Origin of the sequence: Paenibacillus sp. FSL P2-0121, from assembly GCF_037975345.1 — a bacterium.
Lineage (GTDB): Bacteria > Bacillota > Bacilli > Paenibacillales > Paenibacillaceae > Paenibacillus_AQ > Paenibacillus_AQ odorifer.
The window spans coordinates 381,879-403,468 of record NZ_CP150245.1 but is presented as its reverse complement, the minus strand read 5'-3'; the positions used below and the strand labels follow the sequence as shown (position 1 = coordinate 403,468).

Below are 21,590 nucleotides of genomic sequence, written 5' to 3'. Positions count from 1 at the left end.
TCTATCGCCTCTTTATTGTAGCTAAACCAGCCGATGTTGAGAGAAATCCGGCATGAGATGACGGAAATGAAGAATGAATTGCATTTATAAGCGCATAATCTGCCTGAATTCCTTTACCTTACTACGACTTACCGGCACTTCAAAACCTAAATCATGCAGGCGCAGCAAATACGTATTGTTGAACCACGGGATGATTTCCTTGATCTTGGACAGGTTAACAATATAGGAACGATGGCAGCGAAAAAAACGATCCTGCGGCAGCCGCTGAAAGAAATCGCTAATACTAAGTGCCATGCTGTATTCCTCACCTTTAGTCATCACACTTGTACTTTTTTCCTGCGCGGAGGCGTAATAAATATCGTCGGCATTCACTACGATAATCTTTTCATTTTTCCACAGATTAACCTTGTCACTGACCGGATTACGCTCTTCTTCCCCCTGTCGTCCACGGCTGGCAAACGCATTTTCCAGCTTGTGCAGCATGGCTTTGATGCGTACCTCGCTATAAGGCTTAAGAATATAGTCAAAAGCTTCAATCTCAAACGCCTCAGCGGCATGCTCCTTATACGCAGTGATGAACACTATGTAGGGTTTTACCGAGAATCTACTGATATTTTGTGCCAACAGCACCCCATCGATGGAAGGAATATTAATATCCAGAAAAATCACATCTATCGTATCACTCTGCAAAAATTTAAGCGCGTCCAGCCCATCTTCAAACTGTGCCGTTATATCGATCCCGCTGTGCGTCTCTATTAAATAAGCCAGCTCCTGTCTTGCCAGCTCTTCATCCTCTACGATGATCGCTCTCATTGGTCCTCCTTTTTAACATCAAAAAAGATGTTCGTCCCTTTATCCAATCTCTGAATGGTAAGTCCAGTCCCATAGATCAGCTTTACCCGTTGGTGTACATTAAACAGCCCGATTTTATTCTCCGGCATATCGCCAGTATAGACCTTCTCTATCGTTTCCTCGCTGATGCCAGCTCCGGTATCGCGAATGCCCACCCGTACGGTATCCCCGTGGTCTTTTACAGAAATCGTTACTGTTCCTGTCCCTCTTACCTTCAGTATGCCATGTATAATCGCATTTTCTACAAGCGGCTGAATGATCAGACTCGGAATCCGAACCTGAACCTCATCAATATCATAAAGCACGTTAAGCCGGCTTCCAAAACGCGCCTTTTCGATCTCTACGTATTGCTGGACCTGCTGTAGCTCTCGTTTGATATCAATGAATTCATCGGTAAGCTCCAGATTGTATCTCATATAACCGGACAGATTCACAATCAGCTCGCGTGCCTTATCCGGGTTAATTCGAATCGAGGACGCAATCGCATTCAGTGCATTGAACAAAAAATGCGGGTTAATGCTGGTCTGCAGTGCCTTCAGCTCCGCTTTGTTCGCCATTTCCTTAATGCCTTCCACCCGCGACACTTCCATCAAGGTAGAGATCATTTGTGACAGACCCACGGCCATAGCTTGAAGCGAATAGGTAATCTTGTGGGCTTTGGTGTAATAGATTTTGAGCGCTCCCGTCACCTCACCCTTTTCCTTCAAAGGAATAATGATCAGCGACTTGATCTGCGGATTCACGTAATCACTATCATCGTTACGGATGGTAATTTCACCACTGGACAACGTTACTTTAGTTTCCTCACTGATAATATCGTTAGTTGTCTCATAATCCTCCTCACCCACGCCAACATAGGCACGAATAAACCGAGTATCCGTAATCGCTACAGCGTCTGCACCGATATCCTCTTTGATGATCTGGCAGATGGTGTGCAGCGACTCCTGATTAATATTGCGAAAATACGGCAAGGTCTTATTGGCAATATCAAGCGCCAGCTTGGACTGCTTAGCCGCGATCCGTTCCTTCTCACCTTCCACGCTCTGCACTAGCACAACAATCAGGCCGACACTAATCTGGCTCATAATCATCGGAAAAGCGATCTTGGACACGATATCCACACCCAGCGACATCGGCTGAGCCATCGCTAGAATGAGCAGCATCGTCAGTGCCTCACAGGCCATTCCCGCCAAAATCCCTGCTATCCAGCGACGTTCACCAGAGGTGCGGCGATAGATTATCCCAGACACTATGCCTGCGGTGATACTCGTAATCAGACAAGGAAGAGAGGTTACCCCTCCGATATCAATCAGAAAACGGTGAACCCCTGAGATGATGCCTGTTATAAGTCCAACCCATGGTCCGAACAAAATCCCGCCAGATACGATGGCGATAATTCGCACATTCACAAGCGAACCTTCCACATTAATCCCGCTATAAGTGCCGAAAATGGCAAATAAGCTGAAGATCATCGTCGCAATAGCAAGCTCTTGCGGAGCGTAACTCCCTTTTTGAAAAACCTCTTTAAACCGCGGCAGACGAGTCAATACAAACAGACACATCAGCAATAACGCAGCTCTTTCCAACAATTGCAGTAATATAGTAAACGTATATTGCACGGTCACCGCCTCCAAAGGTCTCGATGTCGATTCATTATAAAGATAGTTCATGCCTCTGTCCATTCAGCCTGTCCCTTTATACCTCTATTGAAACTCTTGTTGTATGATATTAACAGATTGGAAGCATGAATATTCGGAGGTGGCAGTTTGCACAAGATAGAACACGAGGCAGATATCATTCAGCTTGTACATAATGACCCCTGGATGATGGATATTTTAGAAAATGCCAGATCGCTACAGTTACCTGACTGGTGGGTTTGTGCTGGGTTTGTACGTTCAAAAATCTGGGATACCTTACATGGCTTTGAAGAGCGGACCCCTTTGCCAGATATTGATGTTATTTATTATGACGGCAGCAATCTTCATGAGGAAGTGGAAAAGCAATGGGAGGCAAAACTAAGAAATTTAGATCCCCATGTGCCATGGTCCGTTAAGAATGAAGCAAGAATGCATACCATTAACAACCTTGCGCCCTATACGTCATCTGTAGATGCCATCTCCAAGTTTCCGGAAACAGCTACAGCGCTTGGGCTTTCCTTAGATGAATACGGTAAAGTTATCCTAACCGCTCCGCATGGGACTGCAGATGTTATTAATGTAGTGTTACGGGCTACCCCACATTTCAACAATAATCCGAACTTACTACCTATTTATGAAAAACGAATTGCACAAAAAAACTGGCAGGCAACGTGGAAGCAATTGCAGGTCAGCGCTACCTAAAGCTAAGTTGTGTTAGCATCGGAATAAAAAAACAGCAAGCCTCTGCTACAGAAGGGCTTGCTGCTGTTGCTTTATCACACCGCTAAATCAATACCAACCACGCCTACTACATCTCCCTGACGATTCCGGATTGCTCTAGATAATGTAATACAAGAACGTTTCGTAATCGCGGATACATAAGGTTTAGAGACATATTCACCTTCATTCATGGCCCCATTCCACCAATCACGCCGCTTAGCATTCAACAGGCCAGCCGCTGGCTCGGAGTAGATAAAGGTTCCATCCGTCCGATTGGACCAAATGGCTTGTACATCTGGAATTTTCTTAATGTAAGCGTTCAAAATACCTTGATGAACTTCAGTATCTGGAGCGTAAAGTTCTTCCTTGGCGGAAATCGTCTCCAAGAGACTCTGCATTTCCTGAAGCCGGGCTGCATATTGGCTCATCTCAATTTCCGCTCTGCCCGCAATGCTAGTAACCGATTGCTGCAAGGATTGCGACTCCGCTAACAGATTGGCGCTGACTTCGTTCAGCTGCCCAATTTGGTTCCGCTGCCGTGTCACCTGCTCCAGCGTAAGGTCTACATTGGCAATCGTCTCATTCACGATAGCCACCGCACCGCTCAGCTCCGTTGTCACTTCTACAATCAGCTTGCCCTGCTTCGCGGCAGCATCGATTGTTTCCGTCACGGCGCTGCCTACTTCATCTACTCTCGACGCGATATCATCGAGTCGAAGCTTCACCGTGCCGACCTCGTTCACCCCACGCTCCACTGAGACTTGCTCTTTCGTAACGGATTCCAGCACCTGCTGTACTCCATTATTAATGTCAAGCAAGATGCCTGAGGAGCGGTCTACCGAGCTCTTGCTTTGATCAGCCAGCTGCCGAATCCGGCTGGCCACTACTGCAAATCCGCGGCCCTGTTCACCGGCCCGGGCCGCTTCAATAGAAGCATTCAGCGCGAGCAACGAGGTCTCATTCACAATGGAGTTAATCAATGTATTGATCTCCTCTACCATCGCAATATGATTACTCAGGGCAGTAAACTTAGCTAACATGTCCCCACTCTGTGTTTGCAGATCCTTCATCACCACATCTGCAATGCTCAGGGAATCTACCATTGCTGTCATTCCTTGCCGAGCATATTGCATATTCGAGCCTAGTTTTTCCGTCAATTCTTCGATATGTGCTGTAACTGAGGCTACACCGCCCATCGTCTGATAGGCCCCTTCAATATTGGCTTTAGCTTCGTTGCTGCGAATCCTTAAATCCGTTTCATACGCGTGTGAATAATCTGCTGTCTGCTGCAGCTGCTCTGTATGGCGGCTGATTTCTTCAAGCGCACCATGCAGCCGATCCGAGGTAACTACAATCTCATTGCCAAGAAGCTCCACTTTGTTCTGTGACTCCTTCAGCAGCGCTTCTTTGCGATAACCGTAGCGGGATGTATTCAGCGAGAACCATCCTAGAGAACCCATAAGCAGAATAATCACCAGCTTATGCATCCAGAGCATATCAATCAATAAGCTGTACACACTGACAAGAAGCAACAGGACGACTACGAAAATCTGGTTTCGACGGATCTGCATCTTTACTTCCACTCCACTCGATTGATGTTATGTATTCTAACATTATATCAGCAGAGTTAATTAAAGGAAATACTTTCTATAGTATTCCTTTTCGATCAATCATTCCCCGGGCCAGGCAATCTCCCCTTATAAAGATGCTTGTTGATCTCCCGCTTCCAAGAAAGCCATCAAGAGGAAACCTGAGCTTATTGTCGAATATATAAGCATATTGCCACTGGAAAAGAGGATCACATTATGCGCGCCACACCTCAAACTCCTCGTCAGACCTATTGGAATCGTGTGCTTCTCAATTCATTCTGGATCATCCTGATTGTGTATTTAAGTATTCAGTTCATTGTTTCTCTATCCTTATGGAGCCAGCGTCCGGAAACCCCTACCAGGAACGATTATATTGAGCACTCGTTGATTTCTGATTCCATCATAGTGAGTTTGATCATTATTCTAGAAGTAATCTATAGATGGAGGCCTCTGTGGGCCCAACTCGCCATTACGGTTGCAAGCCATCTATTTGCGGTTTTGATTATCGTCAATCTCAGCGATGAGTTGCATGTTAAATCATTAATTATGCTGTTCCCGCTACTAGTCTCGATGATCTATCTGAAGAGCAGTTATATGATAGCCACTTCTGCTATTTCTCTACTGTACACGATCATTTTATTCACCAAAACATCCATTCACGAGTACTTACCGATCACCCAAACAATCATTATCGCTCTTATTTTTGCAGGCACTGCTTTGGCAGGTTTTGCAGTAATCGTTCGTGGACGTGATTTGATGCAATCCCTGCAGAACTCCGTCAAGTCAGAACAGGAATTACGCATTCAGAATATAATCATGGATCGTCTATCTAAGATAGATCCCCTGACTGATCTGTATAATCACAAGACTTTTCACGAATATTTGGGTTGGCTAATCGAGCATCAGCAGAGTAATCCATTCTCCATGCAGCTTGCCGTTATGGATATCGATAATTTCAAAAAAGTAAATGATTGCTATGGACACTCCGTTGGAGATATCGTATTACAAAAAGTCGCAGCGATCCTGCTCGAGTATATCGGTCCTGATGATTTCGCCGCGCGGTACGGGGGCGAGGAATTCATTGTCATTCTGACAACCAAAACCTTTGAGCAATCCTATGAAATCATGCAACAAATTCTAGCCAAAGTCGCCGATACCCCTTTTGCCGAAATGGAAGGGAAAAGCATAACCGTCAGTATCGGGATGCATGATTACACAGGTGCAGACTCCAAAAATTCTACTTTTCAGCAGGCTGATGATGCACTTTACGAAGCTAAAAACACCGGGAAGAACAAAATTGTCATCAGCTAGTGACAAGCTCCACAGACACTGTTTATCTGTCGGAGCTTGTTTTTTTTGCAAAGCCTTAATTTCAGAAGCATTTCATACCAAAAACCCCCACCTTGAGATGAGGGCTGTGTATCCACTGCTATATTCCGTAACGCTTCTGCGGTTCCAAAAGCTCCACCACTTCCTGCTTCGGAACAGGCCTGCTAACCAGATATCCCTGTACCTTATCGCAGCCCGATTTTCTGAGGAAATCCAGCTGGCTGATCTCTTCCACTCCCTCCGCAACGACCTCCAGCCCCATATTGTGGCCCAGCTGTATAATGGTCTGCACAAAAGACTGGCTGTAAGCTTTTTCCGAAAGCGAATCGATAAAGGTTTTATCCATTTTAAGCGTAGAAATCGGCAATTGCTGCAAATAACTAAGAGATGAGTATCCCGTTCCGAAATCATCCAGCGCAATACGAATGCCTTGGGATTTGAGGAATTGAAGCTTATTCACGATACTCTCAAACGATTCCATAAAAATTGACTCGGTGATTTCCAGTTCAAGACAACTAGGCTTTAGCCCACTTTCAGCCAGACTTTCCTGCACCATCTCGACGAAATCATCCTGCAATAGTTGAATAATGGAAATGTTAACTGATATCTTGTAAGGAATGCCCATACGATCTTGAATGCCCTTCATAAAGATGCACGATTCCCTAAGCACCCATTCTCCAATATAAATAATCAGCCTGGAATCCTCGGCGATTTTGATAAAGGAAAGTGGAGATACAAAGCCCAGCGTTGGACTATTCCAGCGAATTAAAGCCTCAAAACCCGAGATTAATCCAGACTGGATATCCACCTGCGGTTGATAATATAACTCAAACTCATTATTATTCATGGCACTGCGCAAATGTTTCTCTATATTCATCCGTTCATTAAACGCAGTATGCATAGATTTGTCATATACCACATAAGTCCCCTTACCATCCTCTTTTGCCCGGTACATAGCGACATCCGCATTTTTTAAGATTTGCTCGGTGGTCTCACCATCTTCCGGATAAAAGGAAATTCCGATGCTTACGGAAACGTACAAATAACTCTCTCCGATTAAAAAGGACTGCCTGAACGCTCTCATGATACGCTCCGCCAGGTCTAGCACATCCTCGTGGTTTTCTATATCCTTAATAAAAATCACGAATTCATCCCCGCCGAGCCGAGAGAGCATATCTCCTTCCCGCACCACCGACTGCAGCCTTTTGCTAGCCTTCTGAATAAGAACATCACCGGATTTATGCCCTAAGGTATCATTGATGTATTTAAAATTATCGGTATCTACGAACAACAGCGCCGCCTTGCCTCCTGAACATTGCAGATATTTCTCCATAGATTCCAGTAGACATACACGGTTGGGTAGATTACTAAGCTCATCCACATAAGCTAGACGATGCATGTGTTTTTGATTCTCCACCAGCATATCGTATTGCTCTACAAGCTCCTGCTGTGTGGCTGTAAGCTGTTCATAGGTTGCCTCAAGCTCCTGATAACTGTTGCTCAGCTTTAGCTCTACCTGCTTCCGCTTACTAATATCAATCAGCGAACCGATAAATAACACAACTTCATTCTTTGGATCAACGATAGCTTTACCACTTACCTCAAACCAGACGAACTGATTATCTTTTGTCCGCATGCGGTATTCCGTCTCGTAGATAGGTGTTAAACCTGCCAGATGATCATGTCTTGCCTTTTGGGATGATGGCTGGTCATCGGGATGAATAATACTAAGCACCCCATTTTCGAAAGAATTGATTTCATCCTCCGTATAGCCCATGAGCTTGTACCAGCGATCCGATAGATTATACAGTCCTGTCTCCCAATCAAGCTCCCACATGTATGCACCAGAACCCTCTGTCGCGAGACTGAACCGTCGTTCACCTACTTGCAGCTTAGCAAATTGCTCCTGTAGCTCGACCTCTGTCGCTGACAGCTCTTCGTAAGTAGCTTCCAGTTCCTCATAACTTTGCTGAAGCCTTAGCTCATTTTGTTTGCGCTCATCGATATCCACTCCTACAAGCACAAAAATATCAGCTGCCTGCTTATCCAATCCTTTCAACAAGGTGGTCCGAAATGAAAAATACCGCGCTGCTGGCGAATTGTAAGGAAGTTTATGCTCGATATTATCAACATAGTCAAGCTGTACGGCCCTTTCCAGCAGATTCCGAATAGCCGCCGTACTGCCTGTCAGCCCCTCTATATCCTCAATGTTTTTGCCCACTACTTCATTCTCGCATAGGCCCGTCATTCGCTCAGCGTAATTGTTAAACCGAACTACCTTTTTATCCGCCTGCACAGCCCAAACTACCATACCGCTATGCTCTATTACATCCTCAAAAAATTGCTGTTCCGAATAAACCGCCCGCCGTAAGTGATTAATATACATTTTTAGCAAAACCGCACTAATGATCAGAAGGCCGAGCAGAATAATGGCTCCCACAATAAATCTATTGCGCATCATAACTTTATAATAATCCGAATGAACGAAAAAATAGTGCTGATACAGCTCTTCAAAAGCACCTGAACGATGCAGGCGATCCAATCTCTCGTTAACATAAGTCACTAGCTCCGGAGAGGATTTACTTATTGCAAAAGCGACATCCCTAGGGTAGAGATTGCTCATTTTTTTGATAATACTCCCCTTCAATTTCTGCTCTGCAATCAGATAATCAATCACTTCCTGATTCTCAAATAGAAGGTCGATTTCCCCATTTTCTAAAGCCTTCAAAGCTTCAGGAGTCGTTGCATATTCTATGTAATTTGTAATCCCCACCTTGCTGTTCAGCACGGTTGCAGAATACTGTCCATTCCCTAACCCAATCTTATAACTTCCCAACGTCTTTAAATCGATCTCATCCTCAAGCTCTCGCCTTGCATAGATGGAAATATAATTCTTAATAACTGGATCTGAAAATAACACCTCTTGGTTACGCGACTCCGTAATTGCCATAAGACCTGCTATCTCAATATCTCCTTGAATCAGCCGACTGTATACTTCATCCCATTGCCCAGTACTGTAGTGAATAAGGTAATCCTGCTTCTCAAAAATCATCGTGCTCAAATTAATATCAAACCCGGTCAAATACCCGTTTTCTACATATTTATAAGGTGGATATTCCAGTTCTACTTGGTACCTTATATCCTCTCTTTCGGCGTGAGCGGCTGTAGGAGGTACGAGCAAAAGCAGAAAAATAATCAGAAGCAACATTGTGCACCGCTTCATTGCCCAATTCCCCTTTTTGCTAAAATTTAGAATTTAAAGCATTATTCTAAAAAGTATTCGACAAAATATGGTAAGATTCCTGCTAATTCTTTCCTAAAACCACACATTATACGCAAATCCCCATCTTTCGATGGACTCTTTTATTTGTAAATGATAAAAGTTACGAAGTCTTGATTTTTATATTGCTTTTTACATAGAAAATGTGGATAATAGCAATAACGATAAACGTTGATAATGATTATCATTATTATAAGCGTTAATAATTTCAATTTACTATATTTAAGTTAAAAGGAGACTGATCACCCATGAACGTTACCTCTACCCGAACAACATTACAGGTTGACGATTATCTGGATCTGCTCAATCTTGCCGTTAAAGTTGGAGATTTGAAATGGCAAAAAGAAATTAAATCCAGATTGCAATACATTCTCTGTCTGCCGACAAGATAATGCTTCCGATTATACGCCATGTTCCCTTATTTAGGGGCATGGCTTTTTTTGTTGGTATGCAGACATAACTATATAATAATTGGAGTATCTCCAGGTCACCTGATGGTTAATGATATAGTATAATTATCAGCATAATATATTGAATAAAAAGTCCTTCAGATCGGAGCGTGTCAGCTTGAAAAAGTATATAGCTTTATTCTTAATGCTCAGCCTGTTATGGGTACCTGGTGCATACGCCGCTGGAATTCCTGCACAGCAGGGATTTGTTACCGATAACGCTGAAATGTTCAGTTCCGCAGAAGCCGCGTCTATTTCTGCTACCGCCACTGGAGAACTCATGACCATCCATGTACTCACTGTAGATTCCACAGACGGTACTCCAGCTGATAAGTATGCAGACAAGGTTTACGACTCGTGGAAACTGTCCACGCGGGATCTTCTACTGCTGATCTCCGCTGGTGACCAGTCCATTGAGCTAAATTTCTTAAATCCAGGCTTTCAAAGCTCGTTAAATACTTGGTCTAAGAATCAGGGAGGGTCCTCGGGAAGTTCAGCCATCCAAAAACTGCTCGACACCTATTTCATTCCTTATGCCCAAAAAGGGGACTTCGCTGGCGGGACAAAGGCTTTGATTAATGCCATCCATTCCATCGGAGATCGTGCCGGCAATACTGGAGGAACCGCAGGAAGCGGGAGCGCAGCCGGGGTCGGGAATGATGTAAACCGCTCCAGCAGCTCCATGTTTATGATTGCAGCGATTCTTATCGGAGCCCTTCTAATCCTCCTTCTACTCTTTGTAATGGTTACAGGTCTGCGTCGACGCAAGCAGCTTAGCGAGCAACAGAAACAGTTATCTAATTTAATGGTCCAGGCAAATCGGGCACTGGAATCGCTAAACCCTTTTCAAGGGATCGTTCAAGGGAAGACGGGAGAGCTAGTCGAAGGTATTTCCAAGCGGCTGTCCGCCAAGCTCGTTGAAATCTCCGCACTACAAAGCGAAGGTCAAGGCGTTCAGCCAGCATTTTATCGTTTGGCTGCCCTCAAGACAGCCGTGAAACAATTGCAGCAGACCGAAGCTGCCTTCCGCACAGCGCTTGAAGAGGAAGAGAAACACATTGCTGTCATTAACGAAGCTGACCGCAATGTCAAACAGCGTATTACAGAGCTGAAAGAGGATACGCCAGAGCTTGAAGAACAGCTGCAAGGTGCAGTTAAAGAAACCGGATATGAGCTTCAAGAAATTGTAGAGGAACTTAAGGAGCTTGCGGAGGAAACTGCTAAGGCAGACCAATTGGAGCTTTTTGATCCCATTGCTGCACAAGAGGTTACCGAGGATGCACAAGAACGTCAGGAAAAAATCGAACAGGATCTGAAGGATGTTGATCTCTATGATGATAAGCTAAACAAATTTCCTACGGTATTAGCTGCGGCACGTGCCAAAATCACCGGGATCATTGAACAGAATTCACTGCACAATATGAAGGTTAAGCCATATGACCACCTGGAGCAGGCCCGCGTAGAATCGTTGACTCTTGAAGCGCCGCTGCGTATAGGAGATATGGATGAGGTGCGCAGAATCGGCGCCAGTCTAGATCTGCTTCTGGATGAAGCTGTTGCTATGACAGAGCAGCAAGCACTGCTGCGGCAGAATAACCGCAGAGATCTAGAGACATTCCGCACCACATGGAGCCACTTGAAGCAGCGGCGAGACGAGCTGCAGGCCCGAATTACAGAAGCACGTGTACATTTCGAAGAACAGCATGTAGCTACCGTAGAGAACATTCTGACGGAGTGGAGCACACGTCTTCGGGAAGGCGCAGGTGAAGTGGCACAAATTGAGAACTGGACCAGTGATGAACGGGGCGAATATGACAAGGCCCACGATGCGCTGGAGCGCTTGCTGTCCTTGCAGGATGAAGCTGGCCGGCAATATGACGGCGTCTCTGAAAGTCTAAATACATTAAATGAAAGACTGGATAAAGTACAACGTCTCTTCTCCGAAGGACAAAGTCGGGTAGAGACGACCCAGCGAATGCTGCACAGCAGAGGCTTATCTTCCAGAATCCGCTTTGAGTTATCCTTACTACCGGAATATAGCCAGTTGGAGCAACGGTTGTCATCCCGGCCTTACAACCTGGAGGAATTGGAATCGATTGGCCGCGCTTATGACGCTCAGATCACTTCCTTTGTGAATGAAGCGAACCGAATCGTTCGCCAAAAAGAAGAGGAAGAACGGCTTGCCCAGCTAGCCATGATGAGAGAGCAACAGCGGCGTGCACAAGCCCGTAAACGGATGTCCTCTGGTCCTCCTTCTTCAGGCGGATTCGGTGGGGGACGTTCCTCCGGCGGCTCTTCCTGGGGTGGTGGCGGCAGTGGAGGCAAATCCTCCGGCGGCTCTTCTTGGGGCGGTGGCGGCGGCAAATCCGGTGGAAATTCATCGGGTGGCTCTAAGTGGTAATTCCTCACCATTAGATGCAAATGGATATACAAAAAGACTCTTTCGCTTATATGGGCGGAAGAGTCTTTTTAATTATGAATTATTGCTGTTTTATTTGTGGTATGAATGTGCCATCGGAAGATAAATTGTAACGGCCGTGCCTACTCCCTCTTCACTAGCTATTGCCACATATCCTCTGTGGGCAGTCACGATTTTTTTGACAATCATGAAGCCAAGTCCATTCCCATCGCCTCTAGTCGTGTGAAAAGGCTCTCCTAATTTATCCAGAACTTCCTTATTCATCCCCTCTCCATTATCGGTGAAGGTAATCACCTGAAATTCATCCTTCACATCAAGAGTCACTGTAATGCTCCCGCCAAAAGGCAAAGCTTCCATTGAATTTCTTAGGATATTGAGGAAAATCTGCTTAATCTGATTGCGGTCACATTCGATCTCAGCATCATAATGGATCTTTGTATTTAACACTATATTATTCATTTCCACCTGAATCGCGAAGATATTCAATACTTCCAGCAGGATCGTGCTACATTGTTCAGTCATATAATGCGCAGCCTGCGGTTTACCCAGAATAAGAAACTCGCTCACAATAAGATTCATTCTTTCCACTTCAGACATAATGAGATCATAATGCAGCAGTCGTGAATCTTTATTAGCCAGTTGAAGCATCCCTTTCACCGTAGTCAGGGGATTGCGGATCTCATGTGCAATGCTCATAGCCAGTTGTCCTGCGACCACTAGCTTTTCTGTATTGCGCAGCACTTCTTCCGTTCTTTTCATCTCCGTGATGTTGCGCAAACTTCCAATCACACGCGCTAAGTAACCATTCGCATCGTAAACGGGTAGTACATCTAACATATAATGCTCGAACAACCCGTTTTTCTCCTGAATCACTTCTAACCCGGCACATGCGACATGATGTATGATGACATGTTGAAAGTATGCGCCCACATTCCTAATTTCAAAGACACTAGTTCCAACAACAGACTCTTGATGCTCACCACCCAAATGAAGCATAGCTAAACCGTTCTCATTTATATTCACGACTGTTCCGAATTGATCTGTTATGATTACCCCTAAGTAATTGGTCTCTAGCAAAATCCGATTTAATAATTGCAGCTGAGAATTCCCTCTCCGCAACAAAATCTCACGTTCAATCGAGTCAGCCATCGTACAGAGCAGAGGCAGCAAATGGGGATGGGCTACATCTATATCTGCCATAAATGAAATTGTTCCTAAAATTTCTTGCCCATTTTCTTTATAAAATGGAGCTGTACAGCATACTAAATGATGCAAAATATGATGGAAATGGTCTCGTCCTGTCAGCTGGAATGGCCTCTGATATTCAAGGGCTAAAGCGATTGAATTGGTACCCACCTCTTTATTCATCTGCACGCCTTCTTTGATGCCTACCTGTCCTACGAGATCAATAATCGTCGCATCTCCTTGGAACGCCAATAGATAACCTGCATCATCCGAAATCGTAACTAGGATCGGGTTCCCTTTGACTGAGGAAAGAAATTTTTTGACAAAAAATTCGATAACCTCAATCACTTCACTATATGCGCTAAGCTGTGCCCCCAATTCATCAGTAGAATATCCCTTTGCAAAGACAGGCGGTTGCTCAGGATCAATTCCTTGGTCAATACAATGCTGATTGGAAGCCTTAATAATGGTCTCATCCGTCAGTATCCCTGTTGTCTCATCCAAAGCCCTTACCCCATTCTGTATGAATCTTCAATTTTGCATTGCATAATTATGTATTCTACCTCTCTCCCTCTAATCCTTTTCAATCCTTAAAAATCAAATAATCCCAATGTTAAAAAATAACTTTCTGCACAAAAAAACTCCACCCCTATACAAGAGCGAAGTTTTGGAGGATTATTATTTTCTATTTTTCTGTTAATGCTTAGTATCATCCAAAAAAGGTTTATTCACATAATAATACATTACCCCCATCAGTACGCCACCGCCAATTAAATTGCCGATCGTAACGGGGACAAGGTTATGCACCACGCCATACCACGATACCGTTCCGGGATGATCAAGTACTAGCGCAATCGCAAAGGTACACATATTGGCAATACTATGTTCATAGCCGGAGATGAAAAAACAGAATACGAATAAGACCATGGCGAACATTTTGGCCCCATCGCCTTTCATATTCATCGGTATAAAAAAAGCCATACAAACGAGCCAGTTACAAAGAATAGCCCGAAAGAAAAGCTGACCTGCCGGGGCTTCCATCTTATGCTCCACTACATATAGCAAAAAACCGTTTACATCTGAGCTATAGAACAGTCCTGTCAAAAAAATCAGCAAGGCAAAAACGGCAGCCCCAAGAATATTACCGATATAACTCATGATCCACATGCGGACAACCTCAGACCATTTCATTTTCCGTCTTAGTGCCGTGTATGTGTAATAAAAAGTATCTCCGGTGAATAAATCGCCACCACCAAAAGAAATTAGAATAATAGCCGCTCCGAAAGTAATCGCAGCCATTGGATATGCAAAGGGGGATTGCTCCATAAAGAAATAGTTGCCTGTCTTAAATGCTACAATTACACCGAATCCGATAAACATACTGGCCAGCATGGCTCTGGCAATATAGCGCATTACGCTTTGCCGGAATATCTTCTGTTTCTTAAGTGCTAATTGTTCAACCTGAAGCAGTGCCTCGTTCTCCATGTGACCTCCTTAGGGATTTTGGTATTTCCAGCTGATTATGGGCTAATCGACAGCCTTGCGTTATTATACCCAATAACCCGCTGGAAATTACTTGAACCAACTCGCGGCAAAAAATCCCTGAATACTTACGGGGAAGCGAAGCTACCTCTTGCTAATTGTCTTCATTCATTTTAGCAATGGCTTCTGCTTTTTCACTGCTGGCGACGATGATAAGCACGAGTATCAAACAGCCTAAAACCATAGCCTATCCCCACTTCCTCCACATGTAGTCTTGTGACAACTTATGTATTTGAATAGGGCTTTATGTTTGGCTACAGTAAACATCATTTGATTAGATCACGTTTACGCCTATGTAGTTGAAGTAAGCTACTTCATATCCAAAAAAAAGCAGAGCAGCGAACCCCCAGAAATGAAGAATCACTGCTCTGCTATATTTTTATGAACTTTTTTTAAAAACAATTAGTTCAAGAAGCTGCTCAGTTGGCTCTCTGCTTCACCTTGTTTCAGCGCCTCAGGCTTGTCCGCTTCATTGAGTCCTAGACGATTGCCCAGTTGGGTATTGATCGTCGTCATTTTGGATGTATAATCCTGGCAGCTTTCGATAATACGACGGTTTGACTGTTCCGAAGTATCCAATGCGCTAAGCAGATCGCCGATCGCTTGATTCACGGCTTCCATAGACATGGAAGGTTTGGATAGAAGCTCGGTCGTTTTTTCTGTAGTCGTACGCAGCAAGCGTGCATTTTCTTTAAACTGATCTTCAATCGTCTTATTTGTTGCTTCTACAGCGTTGATAACATTCTCCTGATCGGCCAGCGACATCGCAATCATTGCCGACACTGTAATCAGATTAGAAGTTTTATCAATCGCATTATTTACGGAATCGATCAGTTTATCATTATTGTCATTGATGATATCTGTAGCAGCAATCGCTTGATTGTAGAGCAGAATCATCTCTGTCATGGACTGAATACGAACCATCACTTTACGCAGACCACGCTCCAGATAAGCTTTACGGAACTCATTCTCAGGCTTCGCAATCTCCACCTCGAACAGCTCTTTTAGCTTATTGCCGAAGGCAATTTTGGTTTGAAGGTTATAGATCTCCTCCATAGAGGTACGTTTCAGCTGGCGCATATTTACAATACTCTCTTCGAGGGTATCTCTGCCGTCGCGTAGACCAGTAACAATCGCATCAATATTTGTGCGGACAGACTGATATTTGTACACATAGTTCTTCATCGGACTCTTCCGCAGCATTTTGCCGAAAAAGCTAACATTCTTACTCTGTTGCAGATTTTCACACTCATTCCGCAGCTTCATAATCATGTTAGGCACTTCAACACGCTTACCGGACATCAGGTCATTTACCGGACGATCCAGCAGCTTGAGCGTTTGGCCTGCTTTTTCCTGCGTCTTCACCCCAAGCTTCCCGATATCATCCATTAAAGAATCCAACGTGACTGTATCTGTCTGGGATACCTTCTCGATCAATTGTGCGGCTTCTTCGACTACCTTTTGTTCATCTTCTTTTTTTAATTGGATCAACTGCGTGGACATGGGTTTCCCTCCTATAATTCGGAACTGCTATACCGCTGATGAATCAGTTCCGCCTTCGTCTGAAGTTCCATCAGGTCTTTATGTTCGATCGTCGAAGCAATATCCGATATTTTGGAATCAACATCTCTTAGACCGTTCAGCAGCGTTCTCCGATTCTTCGTCTTCGCTTCACCACTTAGGCGCAAAAATGGGTTAATCACACCATTTAAATCCTTCAGAATCAATCTGCGGACCGTATGATTAATATCGCCATTATTGAGCTCCTGCAGCAGCGGAATTACACGTTGAAGTCTCGCAAAAAGCGCCAGTGATTTCTCGACAATTTCATTGTCCAGTGTATCCTTCTGCCCCTCGGAGATAATCATATCTTCCAGAATGCTAAGGTACTCAACTACTGGAGCAAATTCCGGTCCAATCTTCGTTGGTTCGGCCTCAGTTCTACCACTATTGCCCGGATTACCTGGTGCAGCATTATTTGCCACACTAGGTAATTGCGGAGCATTTGCAGAGGGAGCTGGAGCAACAGGCACCGTCTCTGGACCTGCTGGCAGCACCTCAGCCGGAAGGTTGGTTCTTGGACTTCTCGTTGCAAGAACCCCTACCGCTGCACCCGCTACAGGCAACAGCAAGGAGAGTAACTCAGGCAAAAAAGAACTCGTTAATACAGCGACAACATAGCCAATACCGGCATACAGCAATATTTTCGATTTAAATTTAATTTTTCTCACCTCTTGTGAGCGAGATTGCGAACGCTCAATTCACGGGATCCGGAATTACGGATTCGCCGTTTATTTTCATAATTAGCGGCTGCTCTACATGGCTGGCAAGCACATTATCGCCGAACTCCGCAGGCTGGACCTCTCCGCCGAGTGCACTTTTGACAGCCAGGTATGGAAAGTTAATTCCAGACAGACAAGAAATATGAAGACCTCCAGACATCCGGGGGTTAATCTCCAGCAGTTTAGGAATTCCACCACTATACTTCATTTGAATATTGAAATTGAAAGGTATTTTATATACCTCTGCTACCCGGGAAGCGATCTCCTCCAGCTCCGGAATATGCTCCATCAGCCGCAGACGACCGCCAGCTTTACGACGGGGTACAGCCGCTAACAGCCTGCCATTCTCATCTGACAAGCAATCTATACTGTATTCATAACCTTCCAGCAATTCCATCACCATAAGTTCAGGGAATGTAGGTTCACTTCCCAGAATACGATAGGCCTCATCGAAGGATATCAGCGGAGTTACATGACCAAACAGCTCCTGTAAAGGACTACGTGTGTTATCAATGATACGGAAGCCAAGGCCTCCCTCTGTCTCCGTGGGTTTAAAGCATACGTGGTGTCCTTTGGCTACAAGATCATGATAAGCCTCTTTGAACTGCTCTGCTGTACTCACCACATGATAATCAGGAATTGTCATAATCCCTGTTTCCTTAACACTTTCGTAGAACTTCCCCTTATCCATGATGGTCTCCAATAAGTCCAAATCTCTACAGACCAGAACCTTGGTGCCAATCGCATCAAACATAGCAGCATGCAAAGCTATATCCAGCATATGTAACCGTGGAATGAAGATATCGATCTCATTGCGGCGACAGAAATCCACGCAGAATTGAACATATTCTATTCCAGTCAGTGCTGGTTCAGTCCCAGCAACATCAGCACCTTGAAGGGACATATGGTGAATATCAGGATGCGTGGCGAAGATTTGTACAGGAACGCCATCCTCATTATTGCGGATGAGATTCATATAATGGTAAGCGACGGAAAACCAGCGATTGAAATAAATGTTTACCTTTTTCATAGTGGCCCAACTCCCAATACGGTTAAGTTATTATAGATCATGTTTACATACTGTAGAATTTCATCACCAGCAAAAACACCCGCTTGCTTCGTAAAGGGATACCTTGATTTTACAAGACCACTCTGCTGCTCTGCAAATATTTCTCCATGACAAGGAGCAATCGCATAGTCCGCACTTTCTAGTAAACTCTTATCCAACAAGGAATCTCCCGATGCTACCATCGGTTCTGACCGAACCGTCCGGCGCACATGAACAATCGCATCACTTTTATTCACAGCGGCAGGAACGACATATAGCTTGCGTCCTTGTAAGGATATCCGCCAGCCCAAATCGTATAATTGCTCTGCCAGATTCGTGATCTCATCCATAGGTAATAAATCACGCACTACTACAAAAGTATAAAATAAATCATCACAATACCGCTCACTAATGATCCATTCCTCGTGCACTACAGACCTAACGTGCATTCTAACTTCTTCTGCCGCAGCCGATTCATTTTGAACAAGCCTGCCCACCGAAGCTCTCCAGCTCTTATCTACTTCGCCACCAATCAGAATATTCCCGCCATTACTAGTAATCGCGTAGTCTGGAATAATCGTGTCTTGAAACAGATTAATACGCTTATACTGCGCTATGGTACGTGTTGTAACGGGCATAAAGATAATACGGGAAGTAAGCTCCATCAGATCAGCCAATGCTTTTTGCGAAATGTATGAAACCGTCTTACCATCCACAACCTCCGCAGGAACCAGGCCCGGAGTATTCTCCGGGACACCGATTGCATTTAAGGAATAGATTAACGTTCGGTCCAAATCACTGGCATAGATCATTCCGTCTCACCTCTCAGCGGCTTAATAATCCCGCAACAGGAGTAGGTGAGTCCAGGGAATACTTCTACTGGAACCCCTCTATCCTCTGCTAAGAGAATAATATGACGAAGATTTGGATTATCCATAGTATCGACAAGAATCTTCCACGGTACTCTGCGCAGCAGCACTCGGGTAGTTTCTCCGACTCCGGGCTTGACCAAATTGATGTTATCTATGCCGAACACTTCTTGAATACTCTGAATATCACGCAGGCCCTGCCATGTAATTTCTGGCGACGATTGCTGCATCTGTTCAGCAATCGCTTGTGCTTTTTCCGCAACGGAGGAGAAATACGGGCAGATCGCCGCAATGAATACATTGGATACATCCGTATCGAGCCATTCCTTGTAGAATTTAGCCCCATGGAATTCTTCCGGACCGATTAAATCATCGCGCAGCACTGTCCGGCTCATCAGTCCTGACACTGTAGAATTGAGGCATGCACTAGGAATAAGATAATCCTCTCTAGTCCCGAACGTGCCTGAACAGTTCCCGGGATCAGCCAATACGGCCAGGTCATCATTTAGCCGAATGCCATATTTCTCATACAGGCTGTTGCACGCTTCAATCAATACCTGGCGAATAGCCCCTTTCCCCGTCCATCCGTCGACAAACTGCAAATCAGCGTCAAGCCCGTGCTTTTGCAGAATATAAAGGATTGCGTTCTCATCAATCCCCTTGCCCCGAATGATAGAGATACTATAATGCGGCAGATCAGCACCATATCGCTCTTGGATATAACGCTTAATCAGTACACCAATTGGTGTTCCCGCTCTTGCCAAAGAGACTAACACCGTATCAAGTCCCCTTTGAGCGACAATCATCTCAGAGACTACCGCTACTGCTAGAGCGACCTTCTCCGCAGATTGCTCCAGCGTCTCGTGAAATAACTCAATATACTGCTCAGTAGGCTGATATTCCACGGGCAGCATCTCAGAGTAGTGTACACCTGATTGAATGGCGGCCTCTCTTTCGTCAGTCGCCCGCTCCAGTGAAACATCGCTCAGATCCTTAAGCAAAAATATAACATCTGACGGAGAATAGCTGCCTAGCGGAACCGGTTCGGCTATACTTCTGTTTAGAATTTTTTCAGTTACTGTTCCCTTCATAGGTAGGGCCTCCACTTCTTCTTTCCGAGGTCAGTACAATAAGATGCACTTTATGGCGGGCCAGTTTCTTCAGTATATCAAGCATAGGTTTCATACGCTCATGCGGTACATCACGCTCAATCAGCACAAATATATCATCGTATTGACCAGGAGCTATATTATAAATAAAGTTTGTGATTTCCGGGTCACCAGCTGAAGGATACGCAGCAGCACTATGTACCCCATAATCCGGCCGACGCTCAGGGTGAATTGGACTTCTAGTGGAAGACTGGTAAGCAATCCCTTCCCCCATTTCCGCTGCCACTCTCATCGGAAGATACATAAATTCTCCTACACCCATTACCAAGGCTTTCGGTCCTCTACGCAATTGCCGCAGCTGCTCAGCTATTCGTTTCACACCCTGATCAAGCTCCAGATTATCCTGTGACTCCATTCCGAACCGTCCACTATATTTCATATACGGCGCTGTGTTGATCTCACCATAGGAATCGATAGAGGATACCTCCAGTCGTTCCATTCCATCTTGAGCATAAGTAGTTACAACCTCACACTCAGAAATGGCCTCTCTATCCAGCTGCTCAGTATCCTTATTAAACACCGGTGAACCTATCACTTCAATATTCCCTTGCAGCAGACATAACGACTTAATGCGAATCCCCAGCTCCTGCTCAAGCTCACTATAGTGTTGAAGATTGCTGCCGCTTCTCCAATCCAGAAGAGAGACTACCACATATTCCTCCCGCGGGAATTTTGACTGAATATCTCGAATTGTATTGATCGCGGTTTTCCCGGTCGTAATCTCGTCATCTACCAATATAATGGGCTCTGTCCCAGATAAGAGTTCGGTATCCAAGGCATAACATAGATGATCAACTGCATGGGAATGCTCTTCTACAAAACTTACAACAGACTCCAAATCAGGAATATGCTCACGCGTAGTATGAATATAGGATGCCTGCTCAGCAAAGATGTTGTACACACTGTGACCCAGTGCAGTTGCCGTTTCTGCGAATCCAATAAAAACCACAGGCTTGGGCAAAACCAGCCGGGCCGCTAGTAAATGTTGATAGGCTTCCTTAGCAAATTCAGGATGAATCAGCCCATGAACCGCCATATCCAATAACTTTGTCATACGATCACTATCCACGGAATCGCCGTTCATCTCTTGATATAACAGCAGCGCCAACGCTGCTCCGCTTAGAAGTGAAGTATACGGATCGACGGGGATATGCTTGCCAAGCACCTTACTGACAAACAGAAAAGTTCGTTTTTTATTAATTCGCGCCGCCATAGAAAAT

At 44.8% G+C, this 21,590-nt stretch carries 16 protein-coding genes; 4 read left to right on the top strand and 12 right to left on the bottom strand.

Features of this window, described 5'->3' with window-relative positions; translation table 11 throughout:
• Positions 1-84: 84 nt before the first annotated feature.
• Positions 85-813, bottom strand: coding sequence for a LytTR family DNA-binding domain-containing protein (locus MKY54_RS01780; protein ID WP_076134814.1), 729 nt, complete (start codon positions 811-813; stop codon positions 85-87).
• Positions 810-2,414, bottom strand: a complete 1,605-nt coding sequence (locus tag MKY54_RS01775; RefSeq protein ID WP_280513476.1) for a sensor histidine kinase — start codon at positions 2,412-2,414, stop codon at positions 810-812. The genes MKY54_RS01780 and MKY54_RS01775 overlap by 4 nt, the downstream gene beginning before the upstream one ends.
• 204 nt (positions 2,415-2,618) lie before the next feature.
• Between MKY54_RS01775 and MKY54_RS01770 the strand changes: the two genes are divergently transcribed.
• Positions 2,619-3,191 (top strand): nucleotidyltransferase family protein, encoded by a 573-nt coding sequence (locus MKY54_RS01770; protein WP_339189228.1) that lies wholly within the window; start codon positions 2,619-2,621, stop codon positions 3,189-3,191.
• 74 nt (positions 3,192-3,265) lie between these two features.
• Here MKY54_RS01770 and MKY54_RS01765 read toward each other — a convergent pair whose 3' ends face one another.
• Positions 3,266-4,780, bottom strand: a complete 1,515-nt coding sequence (locus MKY54_RS01765; protein ID WP_339189226.1) for a methyl-accepting chemotaxis protein — start codon at positions 4,778-4,780, stop codon at positions 3,266-3,268.
• Between the two features lie 234 nt (positions 4,781-5,014).
• Between MKY54_RS01765 and MKY54_RS01760 the strand changes: the two genes are divergently transcribed.
• The gene (locus MKY54_RS01760; RefSeq protein WP_339189224.1) at positions 5,015-6,109 is read left to right on the top strand and encodes a GGDEF domain-containing protein; all 1,095 of its coding nucleotides are present in this window, start codon (positions 5,015-5,017) and stop codon (positions 6,107-6,109) included.
• A 118-nt stretch (positions 6,110-6,227) separates the two neighbouring features.
• Here MKY54_RS01760 and MKY54_RS01755 read toward each other — a convergent pair whose 3' ends face one another.
• Positions 6,228-9,350 (bottom strand): EAL domain-containing protein, encoded by a 3,123-nt coding sequence (locus tag MKY54_RS01755; RefSeq protein WP_076185608.1) that lies wholly within the window; start codon positions 9,348-9,350, stop codon positions 6,228-6,230.
• Positions 9,351-9,655: 305 nt separating this feature from the next.
• On the opposite strand from MKY54_RS01755, the gene MKY54_RS01750 reads away from it, so the two are divergent.
• Positions 9,656-9,799, top strand: a complete 144-nt coding sequence (locus MKY54_RS01750; protein ID WP_167348483.1) for a hypothetical protein — start codon at positions 9,656-9,658, stop codon at positions 9,797-9,799.
• A 175-nt stretch (positions 9,800-9,974) separates the two neighbouring features.
• Positions 9,975-12,257 carry a TPM domain-containing protein gene (locus MKY54_RS01745; protein ID WP_339189221.1) on the top strand — a complete coding sequence of 761 codons (2,283 nt, stop codon included), beginning with the start codon at positions 9,975-9,977 and terminating at the stop codon, positions 12,255-12,257.
• A gap of 90 nt (positions 12,258-12,347) precedes the next feature.
• Here the strand turns inward: MKY54_RS01745 and MKY54_RS01740 are convergent, their stop codons facing one another.
• The 8 genes from MKY54_RS01740 to MKY54_RS01705 all read right to left on the bottom strand — a co-directional run bounded on the left by MKY54_RS01740 (position 12,348) and on the right by MKY54_RS01705 (position 21,583).
• Positions 12,348-13,964 (bottom strand): ATP-binding protein, encoded by a 1,617-nt coding sequence (locus MKY54_RS01740; protein ID WP_312150054.1) that lies wholly within the window; start codon positions 13,962-13,964, stop codon positions 12,348-12,350.
• 192 nt (positions 13,965-14,156) lie between these two features.
• Positions 14,157-14,945, bottom strand: coding sequence for a formate/nitrite transporter family protein (locus MKY54_RS01735; protein ID WP_076124688.1), 789 nt, complete (start codon positions 14,943-14,945; stop codon positions 14,157-14,159).
• A gap of 459 nt (positions 14,946-15,404) precedes the next feature.
• Positions 15,405-16,505, bottom strand: a complete 1,101-nt coding sequence (locus MKY54_RS01730; protein ID WP_036687432.1) for a toxic anion resistance protein — start codon at positions 16,503-16,505, stop codon at positions 15,405-15,407.
• 11 nt (positions 16,506-16,516) lie between these two features.
• Positions 16,517-17,224, bottom strand: coding sequence for a hypothetical protein (locus tag MKY54_RS01725; protein ID WP_076278972.1), 708 nt, complete (start codon positions 17,222-17,224; stop codon positions 16,517-16,519).
• A 34-nt stretch (positions 17,225-17,258) separates the two neighbouring features.
• Positions 17,259-18,314, bottom strand: a complete 1,056-nt coding sequence (locus tag MKY54_RS01720) for an ATP-grasp domain-containing protein (protein ID WP_076185601.1) — start codon at positions 18,312-18,314, stop codon at positions 17,259-17,261.
• The gene (locus MKY54_RS01715; protein WP_076278940.1) at positions 18,311-19,144 is read right to left on the bottom strand and encodes an HAD family hydrolase; all 834 of its coding nucleotides are present in this window, start codon (positions 19,142-19,144) and stop codon (positions 18,311-18,313) included. The genes MKY54_RS01720 and MKY54_RS01715 overlap by 4 nt, the downstream gene beginning before the upstream one ends.
• Positions 19,141-20,292, bottom strand: a complete 1,152-nt coding sequence (locus MKY54_RS01710; RefSeq protein ID WP_339189218.1) for a cysteine protease StiP family protein — start codon at positions 20,290-20,292, stop codon at positions 19,141-19,143. The genes MKY54_RS01715 and MKY54_RS01710 overlap by 4 nt, the downstream gene beginning before the upstream one ends.
• Positions 20,273-21,583, bottom strand: a complete 1,311-nt coding sequence (locus MKY54_RS01705) for a phosphoribosyltransferase family protein (protein ID WP_076282401.1) — start codon at positions 21,581-21,583, stop codon at positions 20,273-20,275. Before MKY54_RS01705 ends, MKY54_RS01710 begins: the two co-directional genes overlap by 20 nt.
• Between the last annotated feature and the right edge of the window lie 7 nt (positions 21,584-21,590).